Source organism: Frankia sp. BMG5.60 (assembly GCF_059428125.1).
On the sequence record NZ_CM182091.1, the window covers coordinates 6,981,047 to 7,005,087 of the forward strand.

The following is a 24,041-nucleotide window of genomic DNA, read 5'->3' on the forward strand; positions in this document are numbered from 1 at the left end:
GTCCATTGTCGGTGTCCGAGCCCTCGGCCGACCTGAGGACCGCGGATCCGCGGTCCTCAGCGCGGGTGACCGTCGTCGGTGTGGGCGCGGATGGCTGGACCGGCCTGTCCACGGCGGCGCGTGACGCCGTCCGCTGCGCCGACGTACTGCTGGGGGCGCAGCGACAGCTCGATCTCATCCCGCGACGGGCCGGGGGGCACCGGATCGCCGCGCGCAGGGTGACCTGGCCGTCGCCGCTGCTGCCAGCCCTCGCCGGCCTGCTCGCGGAGCACGGCATACCGGTGGCCGGGACGAGCGGCGCCGACGCGGACACGGGCGCACGGTCCGGCGGCGATCCCCGGCGTCCGGCGGCGCGGGGCTCGCAGCACGTCGGCGACGTCTGTGTCCTCGCCAGTGGCGATCCGATGTTCCACGGGATCGGCACCACGCTCGTTCGCCTGCTCGGGGCGGATCGGGTACGGGTGTTCACTCATCCCTCGTCGGTGTCCCTGGCCTGCGCCCGCCTGGGCTGGGCCATGGACGGGGTCGACGTCGTGAGTGCGGTGGGCCGCCCGCTGGCTCAGGTGCACGCCGTACTTGCGCCGCATCGCCGACTGCTGGTTCTCAGCGCTGACGGGACCACGCCCCTCGCGCTCGCCGATCTGCTGGTCGACCGCGGCTATGGCGCGAGTCCGATGACGGTGCTGGAACGGCTCGGCGCGGCCGACGAGGCTCAGCAGCGGGCGGCCGTCCACGAATGGGCGGCCGCGTCCGCCGGCTGGCGCGACGCCGCCTCTCGCAGCGAGCCGACGGTGCGGGCACTGCGCCCCCCGGCCGACCTCAACGTGGCCGCCGTCGAGCCGCGACCCGGGCCCGGTGCCGCCCACCGGCCGCGCACACCCGGGTTGCCCGACGACGCTTTCGAGCACGATGGTCAGATCACCAAGCGCGAGATCCGGGCGGTCACCCTGGCCAGGCTCGGCCCTGCTCCGGGCGAGCTGCTGTGGGACGTGGGGGCGGGCTCCGGCAGCATCGCCATCGAGTGGATGCGCGCCCATGCCACCTGTCGGGCGATCGCCATCGAGCCCCGCGCCGATCGAGCGGAGCGTATCCGTCGTAATGCCACGAGCCTGGGCGTACCCGGGCTGCGGGTCGTCGCGGGTCGCGCCCCGCAGGTGCTGGCGGGGCTGCCGGCGCCCGATGCGATCTTCGTCGGCGGCGGTGCCACGGCCGTCGGGCTGCTCGAAGCCTGCTGGGCTGCGCTGCAGGGCCGCGGCCGGCTCGTCGTCAACGCGGTGACCCTCGAGTCCGAGGCTGTGCTCGCGGCCTGGTACGCACGGCGGGGCGGGGATCTGATCCGCCTGTCGGTGAGCCGAGCCTCACCGGTCGGTGGCTTCACCGGGTGGCGCTCGGCCATGCCGGTCACCCAGTGGACGGTCTGGCCGGGCGACCGCGCCGCGGACGGCGACCGCTGATCAGCCGAGCAGATCCAGGACGCAGCGGTCGGCCGGCCCTCCCGGTATCGCGTGATCGGGTGCGGCCAGGTGCAGCCGCCAGTGGCGGTCGGCGCCCGTCGCATCGCCGATCTCGACGAGGTCGACGAGCGTGGCGTGGACCTGCCGGGTGGCATCGACGCTCAGCCGGGCGTCGGTCGTCCGGTCGTCGGCCGCCGCCGGCGCGGGCGAGGCGTCGGGACCCGCGCCGACGACCGCATGCCCGTGCTGGGCGTTGGTCAACTCGACGAGATGTTGCAGCATGCCGGTGACCACGGACAGGGACTTGTTGCCGGTGAGCTCGACCACGGCCAGGTGAAAGGCCGCCTGCGCCGCCGCGAGTGCGGCGGGATCGTCGGCGACCGCGTCGGCCTCGGCGAGGATGCCGCGTAGGACCGACACGTCTGCCGGACTGTGCCGCTCGGCGAGCAGGGCCGCGCACGGTGGCTCGATGACGGCGCTGGCCTGATGGACGTCGCCCAGGGTGGCACCGCGATGTTCGAGGACGAGGCCGGCATAGCGGGCGGCGACCGCTGGACTCGGGAGATGGACCCGTGCCCCGCCATGGGCCCCGCGGCGCACCGAGATCAGCGCCTCCGCCTCGAGGACCCGAAAGGCCTCGCGCAGGGTGGGCCGGGAGACGCCGAACTGCGTCATCAGGGTGGGTTCGGGAGGAAGGGCGTCACCCTCGGTGAGTTCGCCGCGGATGATCCGCCGCCGCAGTTGGCTGGCGACGAGCTCCGCCGTCTTGGGGACACGGACCCGCCGGCCCACCGGTGCCGCGCTCACCGGGACCGAACCGGTGGGCGGAGCAACTCGCGCGATCGGATCGTCGTCGGCCGGCCGGGAGCCCGGTGGCTCGGCCGCCGCTCGGCCGCCGACCGGTGCGGATGGTGCCTGCGATGAGCCTGGGCGGGATGCCGCCGGGGCGGCTGGCCGGGCCATGAGCGGTCCTCCTGCAAAGGCGCGCGTCGGTCGCCGATCGATGATCGTCGAGTATCGGTGGACTGTGCGGGCTGTTTATGTTAACAGACGCCTTTCGCCCGGATTGCCGGGCGATCGCCGGCGCGGTTGTGGTTGTCGGAGGGACGCGTCCGGCTTCGGTCTGGAGAGGGTCGCCCGGGTGCTCGAGGTGATATCCCTCTCGCGCGGCGGCGAATACACCGAGCGCCCTGATGGGTCCGGCTGTGGTACGTGTGGTCCATGGGCATCGTCTCGCCGGGCTTTCACGGCCGCCGGCGGTCTGGTCGCTCCCGCCTGCCGCCGGGTCAGTACCTGGAAACTGGGTTCCCGGTCCTCTCCGCGGGGCCGACCCCCCGGGTGACGCGCGACCAGTGGGAGTTCGTGATCACCAACGAGGTCGGACGCCGGTATCGCTGGAGCTGGCCGGAGTTTCTGGCCCTGCCGAGCGAGACGCCGACGGTCGACATCCACTGTGTCACCCAGTGGTCCAAGCTGGACACGGTGTGGCAGGGCGTCTCGCTGGACGTGTTGCTCGCCGAGGTCGAGACCTCGGCGGACTTCGCCGTCGCCTACTCCTACGGTGGCTACACCACCAATCTGCCGCTCGACGACCTGTTGGACGGGCGGGCCTGGGTCGTCCATCGCTGTGATGGCGACGATCTGGACCCCGAGCATGGCGGCCCGGCTCGCCTGCTCGTGCCCCACCTGTATTTCTGGAAGTCCGCGAAGTGGGTCCGCGGCATCCGCCTCCTGCCCGAGGACGAGCCGGGCTTCTGGGAGGCCGCCGGATATCACGAGCGCGGTGATCCCTGGCTCGAACAGAGGTATCGCGGCGACTGACGGAACCACGGGGATCGGCCGTCCCGGCACCGGTCGACGCGGGTCCGTGCAGGGGGGCAGAGCAGAACTGGGGCCTTGTAGAGCAGAGCTGGGGTCGTGTAGAGCAGAGCTGGGGTCGTGCAGGGCAGAGCTGGGGTCGTGCAGGGCAGAAAGGTAGGACGGGGACGGTGACGGGGCCGTTGCGGGAGCCGGCGGCTCGGCCGACGGCGGCTGGCCGGATGCCCTGGCGCGTCGCCCGCCTGGCCGAGGTGCGCGACGAGACGCCGAGCGCGCGGACTCTCGTGCTCGAGGTGCCGCGGTGGCCGGGGCATCTCGCCGGTCAACGGGTTGATGTGCGCCTCACCGCCGAGGACGGCTACACCGCGCGCCGCAGCTACTCGCTGGCGGCCCCCACCGACGGTTCGCGCGTCGTCCTCACGGTTCAGCGGGTCGCGGACGGCGAGGTCTCGCCGTACCTCACTCAGGTTTTCGCCGTCGGCGACCCGGTGGAGATCCGCGGCCCGATCGGCGGCTGGTTCGTCTGGCGTCCGCAGGACCGAGAACCGGTGCTCCTCGTCGCCGGCGGCTCGGGCATCGTTCCCCTGATGGCCATGGTGCGGGCTCGCGCCGCCGCGGCGAGCCGGGCGCCGTTCCGCCTGGCGTACTCGGTGCGCACGCCGGGCGACGCCTACTACTCGGAGGAGCTGCGCCACCGCGCCCGAGCCGACCCGGGCCTCGACCTCACGCGGGTCTACACCAGGGCGACGCCGCCGGACTGGCCGAGCCCGCCGCATCGCCTCGGTCTCGCCGAGCTGTCCGCGGTCGCGTGGCCCGCCGAGTTCGCGCCGACGTGCTACGTCTGCGGGCCGAACGGCTTCGTCGAGTCCGTCGCGGACATGCTCGTCACGCTCGGCCATGACCCGGCCCGGGTCAGGACCGAACGATTCGGCCCGAGCGGGCGCTGAGCCGGAGTCAACGGCCGCGGGTGCGGTGCGAATGTGCTCTGAGAAGCAGATTCATGACGCTGGGCGCCGGTATCTACGAATCCCGTCAGGTATCTGCCTGATTGTGGGGTCGCTCTTGCTTTCGGTAGGCATTTTCGTCGTATGGTCTACCGGCATCCCTTTGACCACATCGGGGTGGGCCGATTGGTGGCGTCGGCGGCTCCGGCTCGCGGAGGTGCCCTCGCCGGACGGATGCGTCGGCCACGGGGCAGAGCGGGGGAGCGGTGCGATGAGCGGCAGGGCCAGGTGCGGTGGGGGGACACCGGATGAGTAGCGGCGACCAGAATCCTGGGTCGTTCGAGGGGGTCGGGTCGTCCGGGCGGCCCCTGTCGTCCGGGCGGGCCCTGTCGTCTGACGGCGACCCGACGGCGGGCATCCGGATCGGAGTCGACCGCTCGGAGCCGCGTGTCTCCCGTCGACGACTGTTCGCCTGGTCGGCTTCGAGCGCGGCGGGCATCGTGCTGCTCACCGCTGCCGAGCCGGCGCGGGCGATCGGGGAAGCGTCCCGAGCGGGCCAGGGTGCCGCCCGCCCCGCAGGCCAGCAGACCGCCGGCCGCGCCGGCGCCGCACGCGGATCGGGGGTGGCCGCGAGCACCACGGTCACCCCCGCGGCGGTGACGGCTCCCGAGGTACCCGCCACCCCCGCGGCGGTGGCGGCGCCGAAGGTACCCGCCTACCGCATCCACGACCTGCGGCCGGATGCGCCGACGGACTCCGTCGCGCTGACGATCGATGATGGTCCGCATCCGGTGTGGACTCCCCGGATCCTCGATGTCCTGCGCGTCAACCGGGTCTCGGCCACCTTCTCGGTGGTGGGCGCGCAGGCGGTGGCGAACCCGGCGCTGGTGCGTCGTATCGTCGCGGAAGGCCATTCGCTCTGTAATCACTCGATGACCCATCCGCAGCCGTTCGGTCGCCGCACACCGGAGCAGATCCGTGTCGAGATGACCCGTGCCCAGTCGGCGATAGTGGACGCGGGCGCTGAGCCGCCCCGGCTGTTCCGCGCGCCGGGCGGAGACTGGTCCCCGGCCGTCCTCGCGGCTGCAGCCGGCCTGGGCATGACCTCCCTGGGCTGGGATGTGGATCCCCGGGACTGGGCGCGCCCGGGAACCGCGTCCATCCGGCAGTCCCTGGGCCGCGCCCGTCCCGGCGACATCCTGCTCTGCCACGACGGCGGCGGAAACCGCGCGCAGACCGTGGCGGCCCTGCGGCGGGTACTGCCCCTGCTACGGGCGCGGGGGCTCTCCTTCGTTCCACTCTGACCGGCCGCCGGCCGCCCCCGCCCGGCCAGTGCTCCGGCAGGGCCCTGACCAGGTGGTTCGTTGACCATCTCGCGGGGCACCCTCCCTGCTGTAGGTCGAGGAGAGGGAGCAACCGATGGCTGACGTCGTCAACGCGGACGCCCGCGGGCTGGGCGCCTGGCACATGCCCCGCAGCCGTGGCGCTGTCACTGGCCTGCTGCTGATGCTCCTGGGTATCTGGGGCGCACTCATCCCCTTTGTCGGCCCTTACTTTGATTTCGGGTTCACCCCGAATGACGCATGGACCTGGACCGCCGCGCGGTTCTGGCTGGAGGTACTGCCGGGCCTCGCGGCGTTCGTCGGCGGACTGCTGCTGCTGACGAGTACCAACAGGGGAACCGCTGCGCTCGGCGCCTGGTTGGCGATCGCGGCCGGCGCCTGGTTCATCATCGGTCCAACCCTCGCCGGACCGTGGCACCTCGGCTCGATCGGGGCGCCTCTCGGCGGGTCCGCGCAGCAGGCTCTCGAGTGGATCAGTTTCTTCTACGGCCTGGGCGCCGTGATTCTCTTCCTGGGCTCGACGGCCTGGGGCAGGCTGAGCGTCCGCGGAGTTCGTGATGTCGCCGCGGCCCGCCGGCGCCGCGAGCAAACGACACTGCAGTCGCGTGGCGCCCGCGAGGAGACGCTGCCGCCGCCCGTGTCCGAGCCGGAGGTGTATCCGAGCGACCGTCCGTCAGCTCCCGCGGCAGGGCAGGGAACGCCGGCCGGGGTCGACTCGGCGGGATCGGCCCTTCCGGAGCGCGAACGCACTGCCCTCGGACGCCATCGACGCCGCGACCACAACTGAGGTGAGCGAACCGCGGCGGGGCGCTCGCGCCGCCGCGGGAAAGTCGTCCGGCGCCACGTCGGCACGCGTGCTGGTATGCATGTCAGGGTGACCTGTGACGACAAGGTGGCCCGTGACGGCAAGGTGACCCCTGACGATGGGGTCGACCTGCGAACCAGGGTGACGGCGGCCGTGGCCGGCTTCCCTCGGCAGGGACTGCCCGCCGAGGGTCGCCGTCTCGCCGCCGTCGCGGTGACTCTCGGCGAGGACGCGCAGGGCCGGCCCAGCTTTCTGCTCACCCGCCGGGCCGCCCGCATGCGGACGCACGCGGGGCAGTGGGCGTTGCCCGGCGGTCGGGCGGAGGACGGCGAGGATGCCGCCACCACCGCACGCCGCGAGCTCGCCGAGGAGGTCGGTGTCGAACTACCGGCAGCGGAGGTGCTCGGCACCCTCGACGACTACGCGACCCGATCTGGTTTCGTGATGACCCCGGTGGTGCTCTGGGCGGGTTCGCGGTTGCAGGTCACCAGCCCGGAGGCTCGAGAGGTCGCCTCGGTCCACGTCGTACCGCTCGACGAGCTGGACGTGCGGCCACGCTTTGTCGCCATTCCCGAATCCGACCGGCCCGTCATTCAGCTTCCGCTGCTCGGCAGCCTCATCCACGCCCCGACGGGCGCCATCCTCTACCAGTTCGCCGAGCTGGTGCTGCGCGGCCGGCACACCCGGGTCGCCGAGTACGAACAGCCCGTCTTCGCCTGGCGCTGACCTGTCCCGTGAGATTCCGGTCCCGGACGACGCTCATCCCCGGCAGGTTCTGATCCAGCGAGGTCAGCGGGCGGGCAGGCCGTTCACGGCTCGGCGGGCCGGTCGGAATCGAAGGCGCTGACCGGGCCGGCACTGCGCGGCCAGCGGAAGATCCTCCGCCGAGACGACGCCCAGGACGGGATAACCGCCCGTGACGGGATGATCGGCGAGAAAGATCATCGGTTGGCCGCTCGGGGGAATCTGAATGCCGCCGGCGACGACCGCCTCGGAGGGCAGCTCGGCGGTGATGTGCCGACGCAGGGCGGGACCGCGCAGCCGGACACCGACGCGATCGCTGTCGGTCGTGACCTCGTAGGTTTTCGCCCACAACGTCGAAACTGCGTCCGCGGTGAACCAGTCCGCGCGCGGACCGGCCAGCACCCGAAGCTCGGGCTCGTCGACATAGCGGGCATGCGGGGCGAGATCGACCGTGGGTGGATCGGACTTCTCCCGGCCGAGCGGAAGGCGAGCACCGGCCACCAGTGGTTCGGGCCCGATGCCGGCGAGGGTGTCCCGGGACCTGGAGCCCAGCACGGCCGGGACGTCCACGCCACCGCGGATTCCCAGATACGTGCGCACTCCCCGGGCGGGGGCGCCGACCCGAAGCAGCGCGCCCGCCTGCACGTCGACCGGCGCGTACATCCCGATCTCACGGCCCGCGAGCTCGAGCGGGCAGGGCGCGCCGGTGACGGCGATCATTGTGGGGTAGGTGAAGCGGGCGATCAGCCCGCCATAGGTGAGTTCGACAGCCGCCGCGCCGGTCAGGTTGCCCACCAGCCGGTTCGCCAGGAGCAGGCTGGGGCGGTCGACGGCGCCGGATCGGGTGATTCCCAGGTGCGCGAGTCCGGGTCGGCCAAGATCCTGCACGGTGGCAAGCGGCCCCGAGGCCACGATCGCGATCTCGCCGGACGGTTCCCCCGATCCTGTCACGCCCACACCGCCTGGGCGACACCCACCGCGACGAAGTGCACCGTGGTGCCTGGTGCCAGCAGAGCGGGCGGATCGCGCGTGAGGTCGAAGACGGCCAGATCCGTCTGGCCGATCAGATGCCACCCGCCGGGCGAGGCACGGGGGTACACGCCGGAGAACTCGTCGGCGATCGCGACGGCGCCTGCCGGCACCCGCGTGCGTGGGCTGTCCCGGCGGGGAACCCGCAGGGCAGGATCCAGACCGGCGATGTAGGCGAACCCCGGCGCGAACCCGCAGAACGCAACCCGGTGCCGGCCCTGCAGATGCCGTTCGATGATCTGTGCCGGTGTCAGCCCCGTGAGCCGCGCGAGGTCGACCAGGTCGGGCCCGTCGTAACGCACGGGAATGGTCACGGTCGCCGGTGACTCCTCCGACTCCCGGTCAGCCGGCGCGGGTGACAACCCGTGCAGCAGGGCCCGGAGCCGGGCTGGACCGGTGGCCGCCGGGTCGAAGGCGATGAGGACGGTACGCGCCGCGGGCACCAGGTCGGTGACCCCCGGCGGAGCGTCCCGCCGTAGCCGTCCATAGAGGACCTCGGCCTCCCGCAGGTTCGCAACCTCGACGAGCAGTGCTTCGTCCCCGCAGGGCAGGATGCGCATCACGGTCCCTTCACACGGTCCCTTCAGCAGAACGGCGACAGCGCGACACCGGCGTGGTGCAGGGCATGGCGCAGCCGCCTGACCACCTCCACGGCGCCGGGGGTGTCGCCGTGGACGCACAGGGATCGGGCGAGTATCCGTACCGGTGTGCCCTGCTCGCTGAGCACGGTTCCCTCGGTGGCCATCCGGACGCCTCGGGCCACCACGGCGTCCGGGTCGTGCAGGACGGCCCCAGGGCTACGGCGCGAGACGAGCGTGCCCGCCGGCGTGTAGGCGCGATCCGCGAACGCCTCGCCGACTGTCACGAGGCCGGCAGCGGCGGCCTGCCGCAACCAGACCGAGCCGGGCAGACCGAGGACCGGCAGTGTCGCGTCGTATCCGCGGACCGCGTCGACCACCGCCTGCGCCTGGTCCTCGTCGGCGACGATCGTGTTGTAGAGCGCCCCGTGCGGCTTGACGTAGCGCACTCGATCGCCGGCGACCCGGGCGAAGGCGTCGAGCGCGCCGAGCTGGTAGGTGACGTCGTCACGCAGGTCGGCCGGATCCATGTCGATGCGTCGCCGGCCGAATCCGGCGAGGTCCCGATAGCTGACCTGAGCGCCGATCCGTACCCCGAGCCGGACAGCGTGCTCGCAGGTCCGTCGCATGGTCGCCGGATCACCGGCGTGGAAGCCGCAGGCCACGTTGGCGCTTGTCACCAGGCCGAGCAGCGCCTCGTCGTCGGTGAGGCGCCAGACGCCGAAGCCCTCACCGAGGTCGGCGTTGAGGTCCAGCAGGCGCCCCTCGGAACCAGCCGTTGGCCGGCCGCCGGACGGTCTGTCGGCGGCCGGCTCCGTCGTGGAGCCCGCCACGTCGGCGGCGACCGCGTTACGGTGCCGCGGGCCTTCCTCGAGGTGATGGGCAGCTCCGGCGTCGGCCATGCCCTCGATTGTTCACCATGTCGGCCCGCTGCCCCGCGCTGATCAGGCGAGATGCCGGTGGGCTGTGCCGGCGGCCCGCTGTCCGCTGCCCGCTGCCCGCTGATCACCGTGGACACGTTGATGCTCCGGTCGTTCGCGGGCCCAGGTATTCGTCTGCAGGTCCGGCCGGCCCGACCGGGAGCGTGACACCGGAAATCGGTTGGCCGACCTTGGCGGAATCCCGGTACACGGCCAATGCCTTCAGCCCCTTGCGCCATCCGGCGTACAACAGGGCGGCGACATCGTCGACCGTGGCCGACGCCGGGAGATTGACCGTCTTCGAGATCGCCCCGGACAGGAACGGTTGTACGGCGGCCATCATCCGGATGTGGCCCATCGGATCGATGGCACGTGGACCGAGGGCGCAGTCGAAGACCGCCTGATGCTCGGGGAGTAGACCGGGAGCATCCACGGCGTGACCGTGCGCCGCGATGAAGCTCACGATGCGGGCCACCGCGGCCCGTGGATACCCGAGGGCGTGCAGTGCCGTCGGCACCGTCGTGTTCACGAGACGCATGGCCGAGCCCGTCGCGTTCTTCCTGACCTTGACGAGAGCGAGATCGGGTTCGATTCCCATCGTGGCGCAGTCCATCGCGAGGCCGGTCGTCCCGGTGGGCGCGATCAGGGTGAGATGGGCGTTGCGCCAGCCGTACCGCTCGCCGAGAAGTACGGCCCGCTTCCACTCCAGCCCCGCGCGCGCGAGGACCTGTTCGTGGATGCTCTCCTCCATCGATCGCCGGGCCGCCGGCGGCTGACGGATCGCGGCGTGTGCGGCGGCATGGCGGGCCACCACCCGGCGGTGCGCGGCGGCGTTCGCGGTGAAGCCGGTGTAGGGCCCGAGTACCGCGGCGATCTCCGCCGAGCGTCGATATGCCGTCGCCGACATCAGCGAGGTGATCGCGGCCGCGGTGGCTCGACCCTCCTCGCTGTCGTAGGCCTGACCGGTGGCCATGAGCAGGGCCCCGAGGTTGGCGTGGCCGACGCCGAGCTGACGAAAGGAACGGGTGACGCCGCCGATCTGTTGGGACGGCACCTCGGCGAAGCACAGCGAGATGTCCATGGCGAGCACCACCAGTTCGACGGCGGCGGCAAAACTCGTCGCGTCGAAGCGGCGATCCCTGCCCAGGAACCGCAAGAGGTTCAGCGACCCCAGCGTGCACGAGGAATTGTCCAGGTGCATGTATTCGCTGCAGGAGTTGCTGGCACTGATCCGGCCACTCGCGGGACAGGTGTGCCAGCTGTTGATCGTGTCGTCGAAGTGCAGTCCCGGATCGGCGCATTCCCAGGCGGCCTGCGCAATCATGCGGAAGATCTTGCGGGCGGAGACCGTTCCTACGGTCTGCCCGTCGCCTCGGGCGCGCAGCTCGATGGTCTGGTCCGCCGCGACGGCGCGCATGAAGGCGTCGCTGACCCGCACCGCGTTGTTGGCGTTCTGGAACTGGACGGAATCGATGTCCCGGCCGCCGACGTCCATGTCGAATCCGGCGTCACGCAGGGCGCGGATCTTTCGCTCCTCGCGTGCCTTGCACTCGATGAAGTCGACGATGTCGGGATGATCCACGTCGAGGACGACGATCTTCGCGGCTGGCCGAGGGGCTCCCCCCGTGCGGATGCTCCCCGCCGATGCATCAGCCCCGCGCATGATGCTCACCGGACCCGGCGCGGGCCGCCCCGAGGGCAGCAGTTCGGCCGTGGATCGCAACCGGGAGAGGTTCACCCCCGAGCCGGCACCGCCCCGGAAGAGCAACGCCTCGTCGCGATACCAGTCAAGGACGGAGTCCAGACTGTCGTCGGCGGCGAGGATGAAGCACGAGGCGACCTGTTGGGGCAGGTCGGTGCCCACGTTGAACCACACCGGGCTGTTGAAGCTGAACGCCTGGTGGAGCAGCAGCCAGATCAGCTCGTGTTCAAATGTCTCCGCGTCGTCGTCGGACGCGAAGTATCCGTGCTCACGGCCGGCGTGAACGTAGGGACGCACCACCCGCTCGATGAGCTGCCGCAGGGACCACTCCCGTTCCCTGCTGCCCGGTGCGCCGTGGAAGTACCTGCTGGCAACGATGGTCGCCGCCGCGGCCGACCAGTACGAGGGAAACTCGACCCCGCCCTGCCGGAAGTTGGCCGAACCGTCCCGCCAGTTGGTCGTGACGACGTCCCGCCGGTCCCATCGGACCTCGTCGAAGGGATGAACGCCCGGCGTCGTGTGGATGCGGTCGATGCGCAACCCGCGCGCGGCCCCCGATGCTCCGTCGACCGGCGACCCGGGGTCGACGGCCCCGTGCCTTCCGACGTCGGCGGCCAGGTCGAGGCCCGGGCGGAGGTGTGGATCGGCGTACGGTCCCGCCGGCGTGTCGAGCATGGTGCTCCTCGCGTCTGATGGGCACGCTGGTGTGAGTCGGTTCGTCTCACCGGCGAGCCGCGCCTGTGGACGGCGGCCTCGACGACGCCAGGCAACGGGGCGATGGTCACATACACCGCAGCGGGTCGAGCAGGGCCCCACGGGTGAATGTGACCCGCGACACAGAATTCGGTGTCCGATTCCTGGCTCGGCATCGCCTTCCGTCGGGCGGCGGGATAATCGCACCATGGAGGACGCATCGACGTCGGTGGGGATGTGGTCCGGCTCGGAGAGCCCGTCGCCGTCCTCCGAGCGCACCGAGCCCCCGGGTACGGCCGAATCCTGTTCGCTGGGGGAGACCGGGAGGTGGAACCGGTTGCGGTCGCCGGCCGGTCGGGACGGGCGCGGAGCATCGGCCGCGGTGCCGATCGATCCGTTCCGGCACACCCGAGGGCCTGCGGACGCGCCCATCGTGGTCGTGGAGTACGCCGACTTCCAGTGTCCCTACTGCGCCCGGGCGGAGCCCGTCCTGCATGAGTTCGCCGAGACCTCGGAGGGCCAGGTTCGGCTCGTTTTTCGACACTTCCCCGTCTTCGACATCCATCCCTACGCCCTCACCGCTGCGCTTGCCGCGGAGGCCGCTGGCCTGCAGGGTCGGTTCTGGGAGATGCACGACCTCCTGTTCGCCCGCCAGGACCGGCTTGCCGACAAGTTTCTCCACGCCTACGCCGCGTCACTCGGCATCGACGGGGATCGGGTCATCGGGGACGCCGCGCAGCCGTTCGGGGATGCGGTGGAGGCCGACTACGCGCGCGGGATCGAGCAGGGAGTGCGCGGCACGCCGACGATCTACATCAACGGTGAGCCCTATCGGGGGCGCACGGAGATAGCCCCGTTGCGCAAGGCGGCGAGTCTGTCACTTCGCCGGCACCGGCGCGCGCCATGGTCGCGGAGGTAGGCGGGGCACGGGTTCGTCGGTCAGCGGCGAGCACAGCGGCATCCGTTCGCCGAGCACCCGAAGGACGACGGTTCCGGCGATGGCGGCCAGGAGCGAGCCGGCGAGAATGCCGATCTTGGCTTGTTCCTGCAGGGCCTCGTCCGTGAATGCCAGTTCCGTGATGAACAACGAGATGGTGAAGCCGATGCCGGCCAGGGTGGCCGCGCCGAGGAGGTGCCCGTACCGCACTCGACCGGGCAGTTGACCCAGCCCGGTCCGGATCGCCACCATGCCTGCCACGGAGATCCCGCAGGCATTTCCGGCGACCAGGGCCGCGGCCACCCCCAGCGTCACCGATGACGTCGCCGCCGTCCGCAGGGCCGAGCCGTCCAGGTGCACGCCCGCGTTCGCCAGTCCGAACACGGGAACGACGACGAACGCGCTGATGGGGTGTAGCACGCGCTGCAACCGGTCGTTGGCCGGCACCGTTGCCTTCGCCGCCGCCACCGCGAGGCCCACTCTGGTGGCGTTGGAGTCCTCCTGCAGAGCCCGGACGTAGATCGGTACCTCCTCGACCTGGTCGGGGCGGGGCGGGACGGCGGGAACGAGAAGGCCCACGAGAACTCCCGCCAGCGTCGCGTGGACGCCGGAGACGTGGATCGCACCCCAGAGCACAAGCGACGCGAGGATGTACGGGGGAAGCTGCCACACCCGCAGCCAGCGCAGGGCGAGGATCGCCAGCACCATCGCGCCCGCAACCGCAAGACCGGCAGGATTCAGGTGATCCGTGTAAAAGATCCCTACTACGGTGATCGCGCCGATGTCGTCGACGATCGCGAGGGTGAGCAGGAACAGCCGAAGTCGGTCGGGACACCGGGGGCCGAACAGGGCGAGGATCCCGATGACGAACGCGGTGTCGGTGGACATCGGGATGCCCCACCCGCTCGATTCGGGCCCGGAGCGGTTGACGACGAAATAGATCACCGCCGGCAGGGTCAACCCACCGATGGCACCGAGGGCGGGCACGGCGATCGTGCGCCGGTCGCGCAGCTCACCCGTCGTGAACTCGCGGCTGATCTCCAGGCCCACGACGGCGAAGAAGATCGCCATGGCGCCGTCGTTCACCCAGTGGTGCAGCGTCATGTCGAACCCGGCGTCCCCGACGCGAAGCTCCGCCGTGGTACTCCAGAATCTGTCGTAGCTGCCCGACCATGGGGAGTTCGCCCAGACGAGGGCGGCGACCGCGGCGAGGAGGAGGAGTACGGCGCCGCCGGCTTCGGTCGCGAGGAACTCCCGCACCGATGGGGCGACCTGCGGCAACCGCACCCGAAGCCCGGGGCCTGGCCGCGGCGGCGCAGTCACCTCCCACACCTCTCTTCCGGTCTTCCGGGACCCGGGGCCGAATCGTCCATCGGAGCAGGGGCAAGCCTTCGGGATCAGAGGCCGGCGCGTGCGCCGATACGTTCGCGTTCCCGATACCGGCTCGCCCGGTAGACCCCGAGGATGCGGTAGTCCGCGTAGAACGACAGTTCCTCGAACGCGCTGGCGACGGTGGAGTCCTCGGGGCTGCCTTCGATGTCGGCGAGGAACTGGGTGGCCACAAACTCACCACCCACCATGTAGCTTTCCAGCTTCGTCATGTTGACACCGTTGGTGGCGAACCCGCCGAGCGCCTTGTACAGCGCGGCCGGACGATTGTGGACCTTGAAGACGAACGTGGTCACGAGTGGTCCGACCCCGGACGCGGCACGGAGGTTCTCGCCGGAGAGAATGAGGAAGCGCGTCGTGTTGTGCTCTTCGTCCTCGATATCCGCACGCAGGATCTGGAGACCGTACGCCTCGGCCGCGAGCCGGGAGGCGATCGCCGCCCGGGAGGGATCGCCCGCTTCGCTGATCTCCCGTGCGGAGCCCGCGGTGTCGGCGGCGGCGACGGCGACGACTCCCAGCTCGCGCAGCGCCTCGCGACACTGGGCGAGTGCCTGCGGGTGGCTGTGCACCGTCTTCACGTCGTCGAGGGACGTGCCGGGGATCGCCAGCAACTGGTGGCGGATGGGGAGAAAGAACTCGCCGATGATGTGCACCGCCGGCCTGGGCAGCAGGTGGTGGATGTCGGCGACCCGACCCGCGGTGGAGTTCTCGACCGGAATCATCGCAAGGTCCACCGCACCGTCCTCCAGCGCGGCGAAGCACTCGTCGAAGGTCTGGTAGGGGACCGCGTCGTAGTCCGGATAGACATCCCGGCAGGCGATGTGCGAGTTGGCTCCCCGCTCACCCTGGAACGCGATCCTCTGTCGTGCGGTCATACTCACGACCGTACCGGGCGGTCAGGGCGCGGCGGCAAGCGCTTGCAGGAGAGTGCGCGACTCGGTCTCGGGCGGTAGCAGGCGGATCCCGGCGTGGAGCAGCACCACGCCGCGACGGCCGACGAGTACCGGATCGAGCAGGATCTCGCCGATGGCCGGAAGTTCCTCCGCGAGCCGGGCGACCCGGTGCAGGAGATCTGCCAGAGCGTCGGTGTCGGCGGCGGGCGCGCCGGACCCCCCGACCAGCAGCACGCTGCCACGGATCTCATGGATCAGGTCCTCGGCGTCCCGGTCCGTCAGGGGCAGGGTGCGTGCCAGCGGATCGACGAGCAGGTCCGCGACGGCGCCGCCCAGCCGAAGGGAGAGCAGCGGGCCGACGGTCGGATCCTGACGCAACCGTACGACGGTGGACACCCCGGCAGGTGCCATCGGCTGCACGAGCATGTCGCCGGGGCCGACTGCGGCCCGCACGGCCCGCCAGGCACCCGCGAGCTCATCCGGGTTACCCAGCCCGAGTTGGACCGCCCCGACGTCGAGCCTGCTACGGAAGCGTTCATCGGAGATCTTGAGGGCCACCGGCCAGCCGAGTGCCTCCGCCGCCGCCCGCGCCTGCGCCTCGTCGGCGACGCGGATACTGGGCCATGCCCGCAGCCCGACCCCGGCCAGCAACGTGGCCACAGCCGGTTCCGGCAGCCAGGTGCCGTTCTTCGGGTGGCGTTCGACCTCCGCGCGGGCGCCGTCCGGGTCGATGTGGTCCAGCGCGGGCACCCGGCCGTGATCCCGCGCACGCCAGGCAGCGTGGTCGGCGGCGCGCGAGAGCGCCAGCGCGGCCGACTCCGGTGAGGAGTAGGACGGCACCGAGCCTCGGCCGGCGGAGCCGCTCGGGTCCGCCACCGCGAGCGCGGCGGGCATGCCGTCCTGGCCGAGGTAGGAGGCGAGCACCGGCAGGCCGCTGTCGGCCGCAACCTGCCGCACCGCGGCTCCAAGCCGGTCGACCTGAGCGTGTGGGGTCACCAGCGCGATGATCGCGTCGACGTCACCCGAGGCCGCGACCAGGCGCAACGCGGCGTCGAACCGCTCGGGATCGGCCAGCGGACCGAGGTCGACCGGGTTGGTGGCGTACCGGTGGCCGACGAGTGCGGCGAGATCGGACCAGGTCTCCTCGGACAGTGAGGGAACCTCGAGTCCGTAGGTACGGCAGGCGTCCGTGGCCAGCGCCGCGAGCGCGCTGCTTGTTCCCACGATGCCGACCCGTCGTCCGGCGGGCAGTGGTTGGTGGGCCAGGAGCTGCACGGCGTCGAAGAGCTGGTTCAGGGTGTCGGCGCGGACCACTCCGGCGCTGGTGAAAAGCGCGTCCACCCCCGTGTCCGCGGACTCCTGGCCGCTCTTCAACGCCACGACGGGCTTGTGCCGACCGAGCTGGCGAGCAATCCGGGCGAAGCGCCGCGGATTGCCGAAGCTCTGCAGATGAAGCATGATCACGTCGGTTCGCGGATCGGACTGCCAGTACTCCAGGAGGTCGTTCGTCGAGACGTCGGATCGGTCTCCGGCCGAGACGAAGGTGGAGAAGCCCACCGCACGGCGGGCGGCGTCGGTGAGGAACGTGCCGGCGAGGGCGCCGGACTGGGTGAACACGCCGACCCGGCCGGCCGGGGGTTCCCCGACGGCGAAGGTGGCATGCAGCCGGGTGGTCGGCGCGGTGTTGATGACACCCATCGCGTTCGGGCCGATCAGGCGCATGCCGCCGTCCCGGGCAATCCGGATGGCGTCCGCAAGCAGGGCCCGGCCCTCGTCTCCGCCGTCCGCGAAGCCGGCCGACACGACGATGACACCGCGGACCCGCTTCTGCGCGCAGGCCCGCAGAACCTCGGTCACCCGGTGCGCCGGCACCGCCACGACGGCCAGGTCGATCTCGGCGGGCACCGCACGCAGATCCTGGTAGGCGTAGACCGAGGCGACATGGGTCGCCGCGGCGTTGACGGGATAGACCGCTCCGGTGAACCCGCTGCGGAGCAGGCGGCGGAAGACCTCGTGACCGACCGTTGTGGGCTCGCGACTCGCCCCGATCACGGCGACCGCCCGAGGGTGCAGCAGCCGGTCGATGCTTCGGGACCCGTCCGGATGGTCCAGACCGGCGCCGATCCGCCCCCGGCGCGATCGGGTGGTACTGCTCGGAGGGCCGTCTCCCGGTTCCACCGGGTAGCTCACCCGGATCTGGGTGTCGTCCGCGGGGGTGAGGTCGAAGCCGATCGAACGCAGAACCTCCAGAACCCGTCGACTGCTCGCCGGCACGTCCGCGACAAGCCGGCGCACACCGGCCTCCCCGGCGGTGTCGATGAGGATGTCGATGAGCAGCGTGCCGAGCCCTCGTCCCTGATGCGGGTTCTCGACGAGAATTCCGAACCGTGCGTCGCCGACGTCGCCGATCCTGCTGTACTCGACCAACCCGACGATCTCGTCGCCGACGAGCGCGCCGAGCACCGCGGACGCCCGGCTGCCGGGTGAGGCGACCCGCCCGGCCAGCAGCGCGGGATCCCCCGCGGCGCCGGCGAGATCCGGGTCGTGGGGATTCGCCTCGCTCAGGCGCAGATGGAAGGCACTCAGCCGGCCGGCGTCGTCGGGGCCCAGCGGCCGCACCGTGACCGACCCGCCGTCGGCCAGCACGACGTCCTCGACCCGGCGGTCCTGCTCCGCCTTCGCTGTCCGGGAAGCTGCCACGATGCGTCCTCCCGGGGCTGAACGTCCGCTCGTCGCCAGGCGGCTATGTCTGGCCATGCGCGGCAGCGACCCCGCATCTCCAGGCCGGACCGCGAGGAGCGACCGCGGCCATCCGCCCCATTTCATGATCCTCTTCGGTTCCATCGTAATACCTGGTGGCGACGGCGGCCTCGGTCGGTTCGCACCGTGACCCTCGGGCGGCCCCGGAAGGTCCTTGCCATGCGTGGCGGTACGGCTCCGGAGCGGCCACCGTCGCACCTTGGTATGACGAATGCCACATATGGCTCGACCCCGCACCCGCCCACCCGCGCGGGCATGGTGCACCTGATCGTGGTGGCCCGAACGGACGGGCCGCGCCGTGATGGTGACCTGCGGGACTCGGTTGCCCGGGACCGTCCGTGCCGGCGTTCTGCGTGCTCCGGACCCGGCCGAATGCCGAAGGGGGGACGCGGGACAATATGCGACCGGACCGGACGGATGGTCCGGACGGGATGGTGACGTGCAGAGGTTCGACGATCGCTGGGTTGTCTCCGCGGGCGATCTTGTTGACGACCTCGAATGCGGGCACCGGGTCGGGCTTGCGCACGCGCTGGCCACCGGTCTGCTGTCCGTCGGGGGCGGGAGTGCCGGCGGCGTGGATGCCGGCAGTCCAGATCGGCCTGCCGCCACCACCCCCGTCGCCCAGACGGTGCCGGCGGGTGCGACGGCTGGCCTGAGTGGGCGGCTGCGGGTCAGCGCCCCGGATCCGACCGCGGTCCGGCATGGTGAGGCTCACGAACGACGTGTGCTGGCGCATCTTCGGCGGTGTTTCGGCACCGCCGGGGTGGTGGAGATCCCTCGTCCGGCGCCGACCCCCGACGCTCTCGCCGAGGCCAGCGAGCGGACGCGCCGCGCGCTCGCCGCCGGCGCTCCGGTCGTCTACCAGGGTGTGCTGTTCGACGGCTCCTTCCAGGGCCGGCCGGACTTCCTGATCGCGGCGCACCGCGACCCGAGAACCGGCGCGCCCAGCGGGCCCGCCCAGCCGGGTCACTACGAGCCCTACGATGCCAAGCTCGCCCGGCAGGCCCGGCCCGGGGCCGTCCTGCAGCTCGCCGCGTACGCCGTGGCGTTGCCGTCGGTCGGTGTGGCGGTGCCGCGCATGATGCACCTGCTGCATCCCGCGCGGGAATCGGGCCTGGCCGGCGCCGGCGCGCCGACGGAACCGGGCCGCGCCGGGGGTGGGCGCGACGGTCGGGATGACCGGACGGGCGCCGTCGGCGTGGTGCGCTCGTTCCGGGTCGATGACGTCGTGCCGATGGTGCGCCATGCTCGCAGCCGCCTCGACGCCCGGCTGGCCGCGGCGGCGGTTGTTCCCGACCCGTCGTGGGCGCAGCCCCGTCCGGAGTGCGCAAGCTGTGCCTTCTCGGAGCACTGCACCGAGGGTCGGGCGGCGGCCCGCGATCTGTCCCTGGTCGCGGGGCTGCGGACCGAGCAGCGGCGCGTGCTGCGCGGGGCGGGCATCACGTCCGTCGAGGAGCTCGCCGCCGCGCGCGACGAGCAACGGCCCGCGGCGATGTCCGCCGCGGCGTTCGCCGGCCTGCGCCTTCAGGCCGAATTGCAGGCGGCGCAGGATGCGACCCGCAGCGCGGACGACCCGTTGGGGACGGTGACCGTGCGGATGGTCGATGCGGCGGGCCTCGCGTCACTCCCGGTGGCGGACCCGGCCGACATCTACTTCGACATGGAGGGCGATCCGTATGCGTTGGACGCCGCCGGTCTGGAGTACCTCTTCGGGGCCGTCACGCTGACCGGGCCCCCGAGCGGGTGTAGCCCCGCCGACGCCGCGGCGGAGACCTTCCGAGCGTTCTGGGCGCATGACCGGCACGGCGAGCGGCTGGCGTTCGAGTCCTTCGTCGACTGGGCCGTGGCGCGATTGCGCGAGCATCCCGGCGCCCACATCTACCACTACGCGCCCTACGAGCTCAACGCGCTGCGGCGGCTGGCGGCACGGCACGGAACCCGGGAGCGGCAGGTCGACGAGCTGCTCGCCGGCAACCGGCTGATCGACCTCTACGCGGTGGTCCGGCGCAGTCTGCGGATCTCCCAGCCATCCTATTCGATCAAGTATCTCGAGCCGCTGTTCTTCCCGGACGCGCGGCAGGCGGCGGTGAAGAACGCCGCGGACAGCATCGTGGCGTACGAGTCCTTCCTGGCGCACCGGGCCGCGGGGGAGACGGCCGAGGCCGATCGGGTGCTCGCGGAGATCGCCGAATACAACCGGGTGGACTGCGTGTCGACCCACCGGCTGCACCGCTGGCTGCTCCGGCTGCGCCAGCAGGAGGGGGTCGCGGCCCGGGGGAGTGTCGCGGTGGATCCGGGCGCCCTGGGAGCCGACGTTCCGGGCGCGGCCGAGCCGGCGTCGCTGACCGGTGACGACGATCCCGACGCCCTCGTCGACGCGCTGGTCGCGGGGCTGCCCCCCGAGCCGGCGGCCTGGTCGGCCGACCAGCGGGCTCGGGCCCTGCTCGCCGCGGCGGTGGGCTATCACCGGCGAGAGAACAAGCCGGCCTGGTGGACCTACTTCGCGGCGTTGATCGCCGATCGGGCGAGCCTGGAGGCGGCCGACGACTGTGCCGTGCCGACCGGGTGGGCCGTGATCGAGGACTGGGAGGAGCCGTCAGGGCGGCGGCGGCGCAGTCGCCGGCTGCTGCAGGCGCGCGTCGACCCGAACCGCCCGCATCCGTTCGACCGGGGCGAGTCCGTGCGGCTGCTGTACCCGGGTCCGCCGGGCGCTGCCGGTGGGACCACCGACGCCGTGGTCGAACGGGCCGAGCCGCACGTACTGCTCCTGAGGGAGAGCGTGGCACCGGACGCGGTCAGCCGCGCGCTGCCGACGGCCGTGCTGCCCGGCGCTCCGGTGCGGCCCGAACCGAAACCCACCGCGGTCCGTGAACTTGCCCGCCGGGCCGTCGCCGCGCTGCCCGGCCACCTGCCCGCGGAGTCGGCGACGGACCTGCTGCGTCGCGAGCCGCCCCGACTCATCGGCCCGACCGCCGGCCTACCGGTGCCCGAGGACGGCGACGACCAGGTCACCGCCGTCCTGGCCGCGGTCAGCGCCCTCGACGGTTCGTATCTGGCCGTGCAGGGGCCGCCCGGCGCCGGCAAGACCTATCTGGCCGGCCGGCTGATCCAGCACCTCATCGCGCAGGGCAAGTCGGTGGGAATCTGCTCGACCAGCCACAAGGCGATCGAAAACGCCATGCTCGCCGCCACCGGTCAGCCCCCGCCGCCCACCGCCCACGCCGAGTCGGACGATGCCGAGGGTGCTGGGGGTGCTGGGGGTGCTGGGGGTGCTGGGGGTGCCGAGGGTGCTTCGCCGTGGCGTCCGCTGGTCGCCGCGGCCAAGAAGCAGCGCTCCGGTGCGCCGGCGGAACCGGCGCGCCGTCCACCCTGGGACACGCCGCGCGACCTGCGGGCGCTGGCGGCATGGCGGGAGGCCCATCCGGACGGCCACCTCGTCGGCGACACCGCCTGGGCCTTCGCCAATCCGACGCTCGCGGCCGTGCCGTTCGATGTCCTGATCATCGACGAGGCGGGGCAGTTCGCGCTGGCCGACACCCTCGCGGTGGCCCCAGCGGCCCGCAACCTGGTCCTGCTCGGAGATCCGCAGCAGTTGCCGCAGGTCGTGGCGGGCATCCACCCCGAGGGTGCTGACGCCTCTGCCCTGTCACACCTGCTGGGCGACGCCGAGGTGATCCCACCCGCGCTCGGCTACTTCCTGGATCGGACCCGCCGGCTACACCCGGCGGTGTGCGCGCCGGTGTCCGCCCTTGCCTACCGTGGCCTGCTGCGGTCCCACCCGATTGCCGCGACCCGGGCCGTCGCCGGCGTGCCTGCCGGGCTGTATCTGCACGACGTCGTCCACACCGACAACGGCACCCGCTCCGACGAGGAGGTGGCCGCGGTGGGCGCGATCGTCCGACACCTGATGGCTCGGCTGATCACCGACGGTGGGGGTTCCCGCCCGCTGACCGGGGCGGACGTACTCGTGGTCGCGCCGTACAACCGCCAGGTCCGAGCGATCGAACGTGCGCTCGAGGCCGCCGGCCTGCCGGGCGTGCGGGTCGGCACGGTGGACCGCTTCCAGGGCCAGGAGGCGGCGGTGGTGGTCACGTCGTTGACGACCTCCAGCGCCGCCGAGGCGCCACGCGGGCTCGACTTTCTGCTCTCCCGCAACCGGCTCAACGTCGCGCTGTCCCGGGCCCAGGTAGCGGCGGTTCTGGTGATGTCGCCGGCGTTGCTCGACAGCTCTCCACGCAGCGTCGCGGAGCTCCACCTGCTCGCCGGACTGGCCCGGCTGCGGGCGATGGCCCGCAGCGACCTGTTCGCGGTGCCGGCTCCTCGTCCCGGCGAGCCGGCGGTGGCCGCCGCGGGGGACGACGGTCCCGGGGCCGGGGCCGGGGCCGGGGTCGGGGTCGGGGCCGGGGTCGCCGAGCCGGTGACCGAGGGCGCCCGCGTGTCCGGTGGGCCGCCCACGCAGATGCATCTGCCCTTTTCCTGAGGTTGGGTTCGGGTGGGGAAAGGCTGTTACGCGCGAACGGGCCCCGACTCTCGGACAACATTCGGCGTCATGCCGTTTGTGCACTTATTTGTGCTTATCGTAAAACGGGTGCTACGATTCCCTTCGTCTTCTACAGGTCGGGGAAGGGGACGCTCGTGACAGTGGACGTGTCGGCCCCCAGTCGCGTGCAGACAGTCCTGCCGCGGGCGATCGCCCGGCTGCGCGCTTCATCGGGAGCCCATCTCACATTCGGTGGAATGGTCACACCACATTCCGGTCGTTTGACCGTCACTAACGTGGACGGACCCGCACCGAGCGGACTGCTCGGTCACTCCGTCCCGCCCGGGACGGGAATCGGCGGGCAGGTGGTGCGTCATTGCCGCCCGGTCGTCATCAACGACCCGGCTGCGGCGAGAAGGGTTCTTCGCTCCACTGCCCCAACGATCGAGAGCAGTGAGCTGGGAGCGATTCTCGCCGTGCCGGTCTGCATGGACAGCGTGGTGGTCGCCGTGCTGTATGGAGCCATGCGGACCGAGGCGCCGTTCACCGAGGCCGCGATTCACGCGGCCATCGCCACGGCTCGGCTGATGGAACGCGAGCTGGGCGCAGTCGCAGCGCGTACGGAGCCGCTGTCGACGGCGATGCCACCAGGGCATCGTGCGCCGGCAACCAGAGCGGTCGGCGCCGTGCCGCTGCCGCGTTCGCCCGGCCAGCCACAGGAGAGTCTGCGGCTGGCCTACCGGGAGCTTCAGGAGGTCACCGAACATGTGGCCGACCCGTTGCTGCGTGGCCGGATCGGGGGCGTATCGGAGCTGCTGCGCGGTCTGCTGGACCAGGAGGCGAAGGTCGGCGGCCGGTTGGCGTTGACCCCGCGTGAGCTCGAGGTGCTGGCACAGGTCGCACTCGGCCTGTCCAACGTCGAGACCGCGCGGCGTCTCACCGTCTCGCCGGAGACGGTGAAGGCATATCTGCGCAGCATCATGCGCAAGCTCGGGGTCCGTAACCGGACCGCGGCGGTGCATGCTGCTCGCCAGCTCGGCATGCTTCCCTGACCCGGCGGCGGCTCCCGGGCCTTGTCCGGGAAGCCGCTGGTCGCGCGAAGCCGCCCTTCTGATACGGCGCGCAGCCTGCACCGAAGCTGCGGGTCGGACTGGCTCCCGTTCTGGGGACGCCTCATCCCGCACCGGCGGATCCGGGATCCACCGGATCCGCCGGCGCGGGATGGGTCGACGGTCGGACGCGCCGGCAACGGAGCGGACGGTGCTGCACCGTCGGCCACACCAGTGATCTTTCGGTCCACGGCAGTGATCTTTCGGTCCACGGCAGGACCGGCGTACCCGATGGCCGGGCTGGTCGTCGTGCGTGGCGTCGGGGTTTCCTGCTGGGCCGGTCGGCTCCGCTCGGGCAGGCATGATGGCAGGCCCGGCGGACCGTGCCGAACGGCACGAGCCGGCGACCGTCCGGCCTGCGCCGGGCCAACCGGCGCCGTCGCCTGCCCGGACGCCCCGCGATCTCCCGCGCCGCCGCGTGGTCCCGTAGACCTGCGGTCGAC

17 protein-coding genes are annotated in these 24,041 nt (G+C 71.9%); 9 read left to right on the top strand and 8 right to left on the bottom strand.

The genetic code is table 11. The features are described 5' to 3' along the window. Nucleotides 1–65 precede the first annotated feature (65 nt). Complete coding sequence (gene cbiE, locus AC5R91_RS28620; RefSeq protein WP_495394390.1) at nucleotides 66–1,454, top strand: precorrin-6y C5,15-methyltransferase (decarboxylating) subunit CbiE; 1,389 nt, start codon at nucleotides 66–68, stop codon at nucleotides 1,452–1,454. On the opposite strand, the gene AC5R91_RS28625 is transcribed toward cbiE, so the two are convergent. Beyond that, the gene (locus AC5R91_RS28625) at nucleotides 1,455–2,261 is read right to left on the bottom strand and encodes a FadR/GntR family transcriptional regulator (RefSeq protein WP_495394391.1); all 807 of its coding nucleotides are present in this window, start codon (nucleotides 2,259–2,261) and stop codon (nucleotides 1,455–1,457) included. It abuts the gene before it with no gap. Between the two features lie 414 nt (nucleotides 2,262–2,675). On the opposite strand from AC5R91_RS28625, the gene AC5R91_RS28630 reads away from it, so the two are divergent. The 5 genes from AC5R91_RS28630 (at nucleotide 2,676) to AC5R91_RS28650 (ending at nucleotide 7,090) form a co-directional block, all read left to right on the top strand. Continuing rightward, the gene (locus AC5R91_RS28630; protein ID WP_495394392.1) at nucleotides 2,676–3,275 is read left to right on the top strand and encodes a sulfite oxidase-like oxidoreductase; all 600 of its coding nucleotides are present in this window, start codon (nucleotides 2,676–2,678) and stop codon (nucleotides 3,273–3,275) included. 167 nt (nucleotides 3,276–3,442) lie between these two features. Next, nucleotides 3,443–4,219: a ferredoxin reductase gene (locus tag AC5R91_RS28635; protein WP_495394393.1), complete on the top strand. Its 777-nt coding sequence runs from the start codon at nucleotides 3,443–3,445 to the stop codon at nucleotides 4,217–4,219. A 305-nt stretch (nucleotides 4,220–4,524) separates the two neighbouring features. Then, nucleotides 4,525–5,520 (top strand): polysaccharide deacetylase family protein, encoded by a 996-nt coding sequence (locus AC5R91_RS28640; protein ID WP_495394394.1) that lies wholly within the window; start codon nucleotides 4,525–4,527, stop codon nucleotides 5,518–5,520. 115 nt (nucleotides 5,521–5,635) lie between these two features. Continuing rightward, on the top strand, nucleotides 5,636–6,346 hold the full coding sequence (locus AC5R91_RS28645; RefSeq protein WP_495394395.1) for a hypothetical protein: 711 nt from the start codon (nucleotides 5,636–5,638) through the stop codon (nucleotides 6,344–6,346). 87 nt (nucleotides 6,347–6,433) lie between these two features. Further along, nucleotides 6,434–7,090, top strand: a complete 657-nt coding sequence (locus tag AC5R91_RS28650) for an NUDIX hydrolase (RefSeq protein WP_495394396.1) — start codon at nucleotides 6,434–6,436, stop codon at nucleotides 7,088–7,090. A gap of 63 nt (nucleotides 7,091–7,153) precedes the next feature. Here AC5R91_RS28650 and AC5R91_RS28655 read toward each other — a convergent pair whose 3' ends face one another. From AC5R91_RS28655 to AC5R91_RS28670, 4 genes are all read right to left on the bottom strand, one after another. Next, on the bottom strand, nucleotides 7,154–8,059 hold the full coding sequence (locus tag AC5R91_RS28655; RefSeq protein WP_495394397.1) for a 5-oxoprolinase subunit C family protein: 906 nt from the start codon (nucleotides 8,057–8,059) through the stop codon (nucleotides 7,154–7,156). Next, a complete protein-coding gene (locus tag AC5R91_RS28660; RefSeq protein WP_495394398.1) occupies nucleotides 8,056–8,697 on the bottom strand; it encodes a 5-oxoprolinase subunit B family protein in 642 nt (213 codons plus the stop codon). The genes AC5R91_RS28655 and AC5R91_RS28660 overlap by 4 nt, the downstream gene beginning before the upstream one ends. A 23-nt stretch (nucleotides 8,698–8,720) precedes the next feature. After that, a complete protein-coding gene (locus AC5R91_RS28665; RefSeq protein WP_495394399.1) occupies nucleotides 8,721–9,617 on the bottom strand; it encodes a LamB/YcsF family protein in 897 nt (298 codons plus the stop codon). Nucleotides 9,618–9,720: 103 nt separating this feature from the next. Then, complete coding sequence (locus tag AC5R91_RS28670; protein ID WP_495394400.1) at nucleotides 9,721–12,012, bottom strand: vitamin B12-dependent ribonucleotide reductase; 2,292 nt, start codon at nucleotides 12,010–12,012, stop codon at nucleotides 9,721–9,723. Between the two features lie 400 nt (nucleotides 12,013–12,412). Here AC5R91_RS28670 and AC5R91_RS28675 point away from each other — a divergent pair, with 400 nt between their 5' ends. After that, nucleotides 12,413–12,949, top strand: a complete 537-nt coding sequence (locus AC5R91_RS28675) for a DsbA family protein (RefSeq protein WP_495394401.1) — start codon at nucleotides 12,413–12,415, stop codon at nucleotides 12,947–12,949. Here the strand turns inward: AC5R91_RS28675 and nhaA are convergent. From nhaA to AC5R91_RS28690, 3 genes are all read right to left on the bottom strand, one after another. After that, nucleotides 12,908–14,290, bottom strand: coding sequence for a Na+/H+ antiporter NhaA (nhaA, locus tag AC5R91_RS28680; protein ID WP_495394402.1), 1,383 nt, complete (start codon nucleotides 14,288–14,290; stop codon nucleotides 12,908–12,910). The two genes, AC5R91_RS28675 and nhaA, sit on opposite strands and share 42 nt — an antisense overlap. A 74-nt stretch (nucleotides 14,291–14,364) precedes the next feature. After that, nucleotides 14,365–15,231 (bottom strand): prephenate dehydratase, encoded by an 867-nt coding sequence (locus tag AC5R91_RS28685; protein ID WP_495394403.1) that lies wholly within the window; start codon nucleotides 15,229–15,231, stop codon nucleotides 14,365–14,367. Nucleotides 15,232–15,252: 21 nt separating this feature from the next. After that, entirely contained in the window at nucleotides 15,253–18,006 is a 2,754-nt protein-coding gene (locus tag AC5R91_RS28690; protein WP_495394404.1) for a bifunctional acetate--CoA ligase family protein/GNAT family N-acetyltransferase, read from the bottom strand. A 442-nt stretch (nucleotides 18,007–18,448) separates the two neighbouring features. Between AC5R91_RS28690 and AC5R91_RS28695 the strand changes: the two genes are divergently transcribed. Both AC5R91_RS28695 and AC5R91_RS28700 read left to right on the top strand, forming a co-directional pair. Further along, a complete protein-coding gene (locus AC5R91_RS28695; RefSeq protein WP_495394405.1) occupies nucleotides 18,449–22,489 on the top strand; it encodes a TM0106 family RecB-like putative nuclease in 4,041 nt (1,346 codons plus the stop codon). A gap of 296 nt (nucleotides 22,490–22,785) precedes the next feature. Further along, a complete protein-coding gene (locus AC5R91_RS28700) occupies nucleotides 22,786–23,541 on the top strand; it encodes a LuxR C-terminal-related transcriptional regulator (RefSeq protein WP_374215995.1) in 756 nt (251 codons plus the stop codon). The last annotated feature ends 500 nt before the right edge of the window (nucleotides 23,542–24,041 follow it).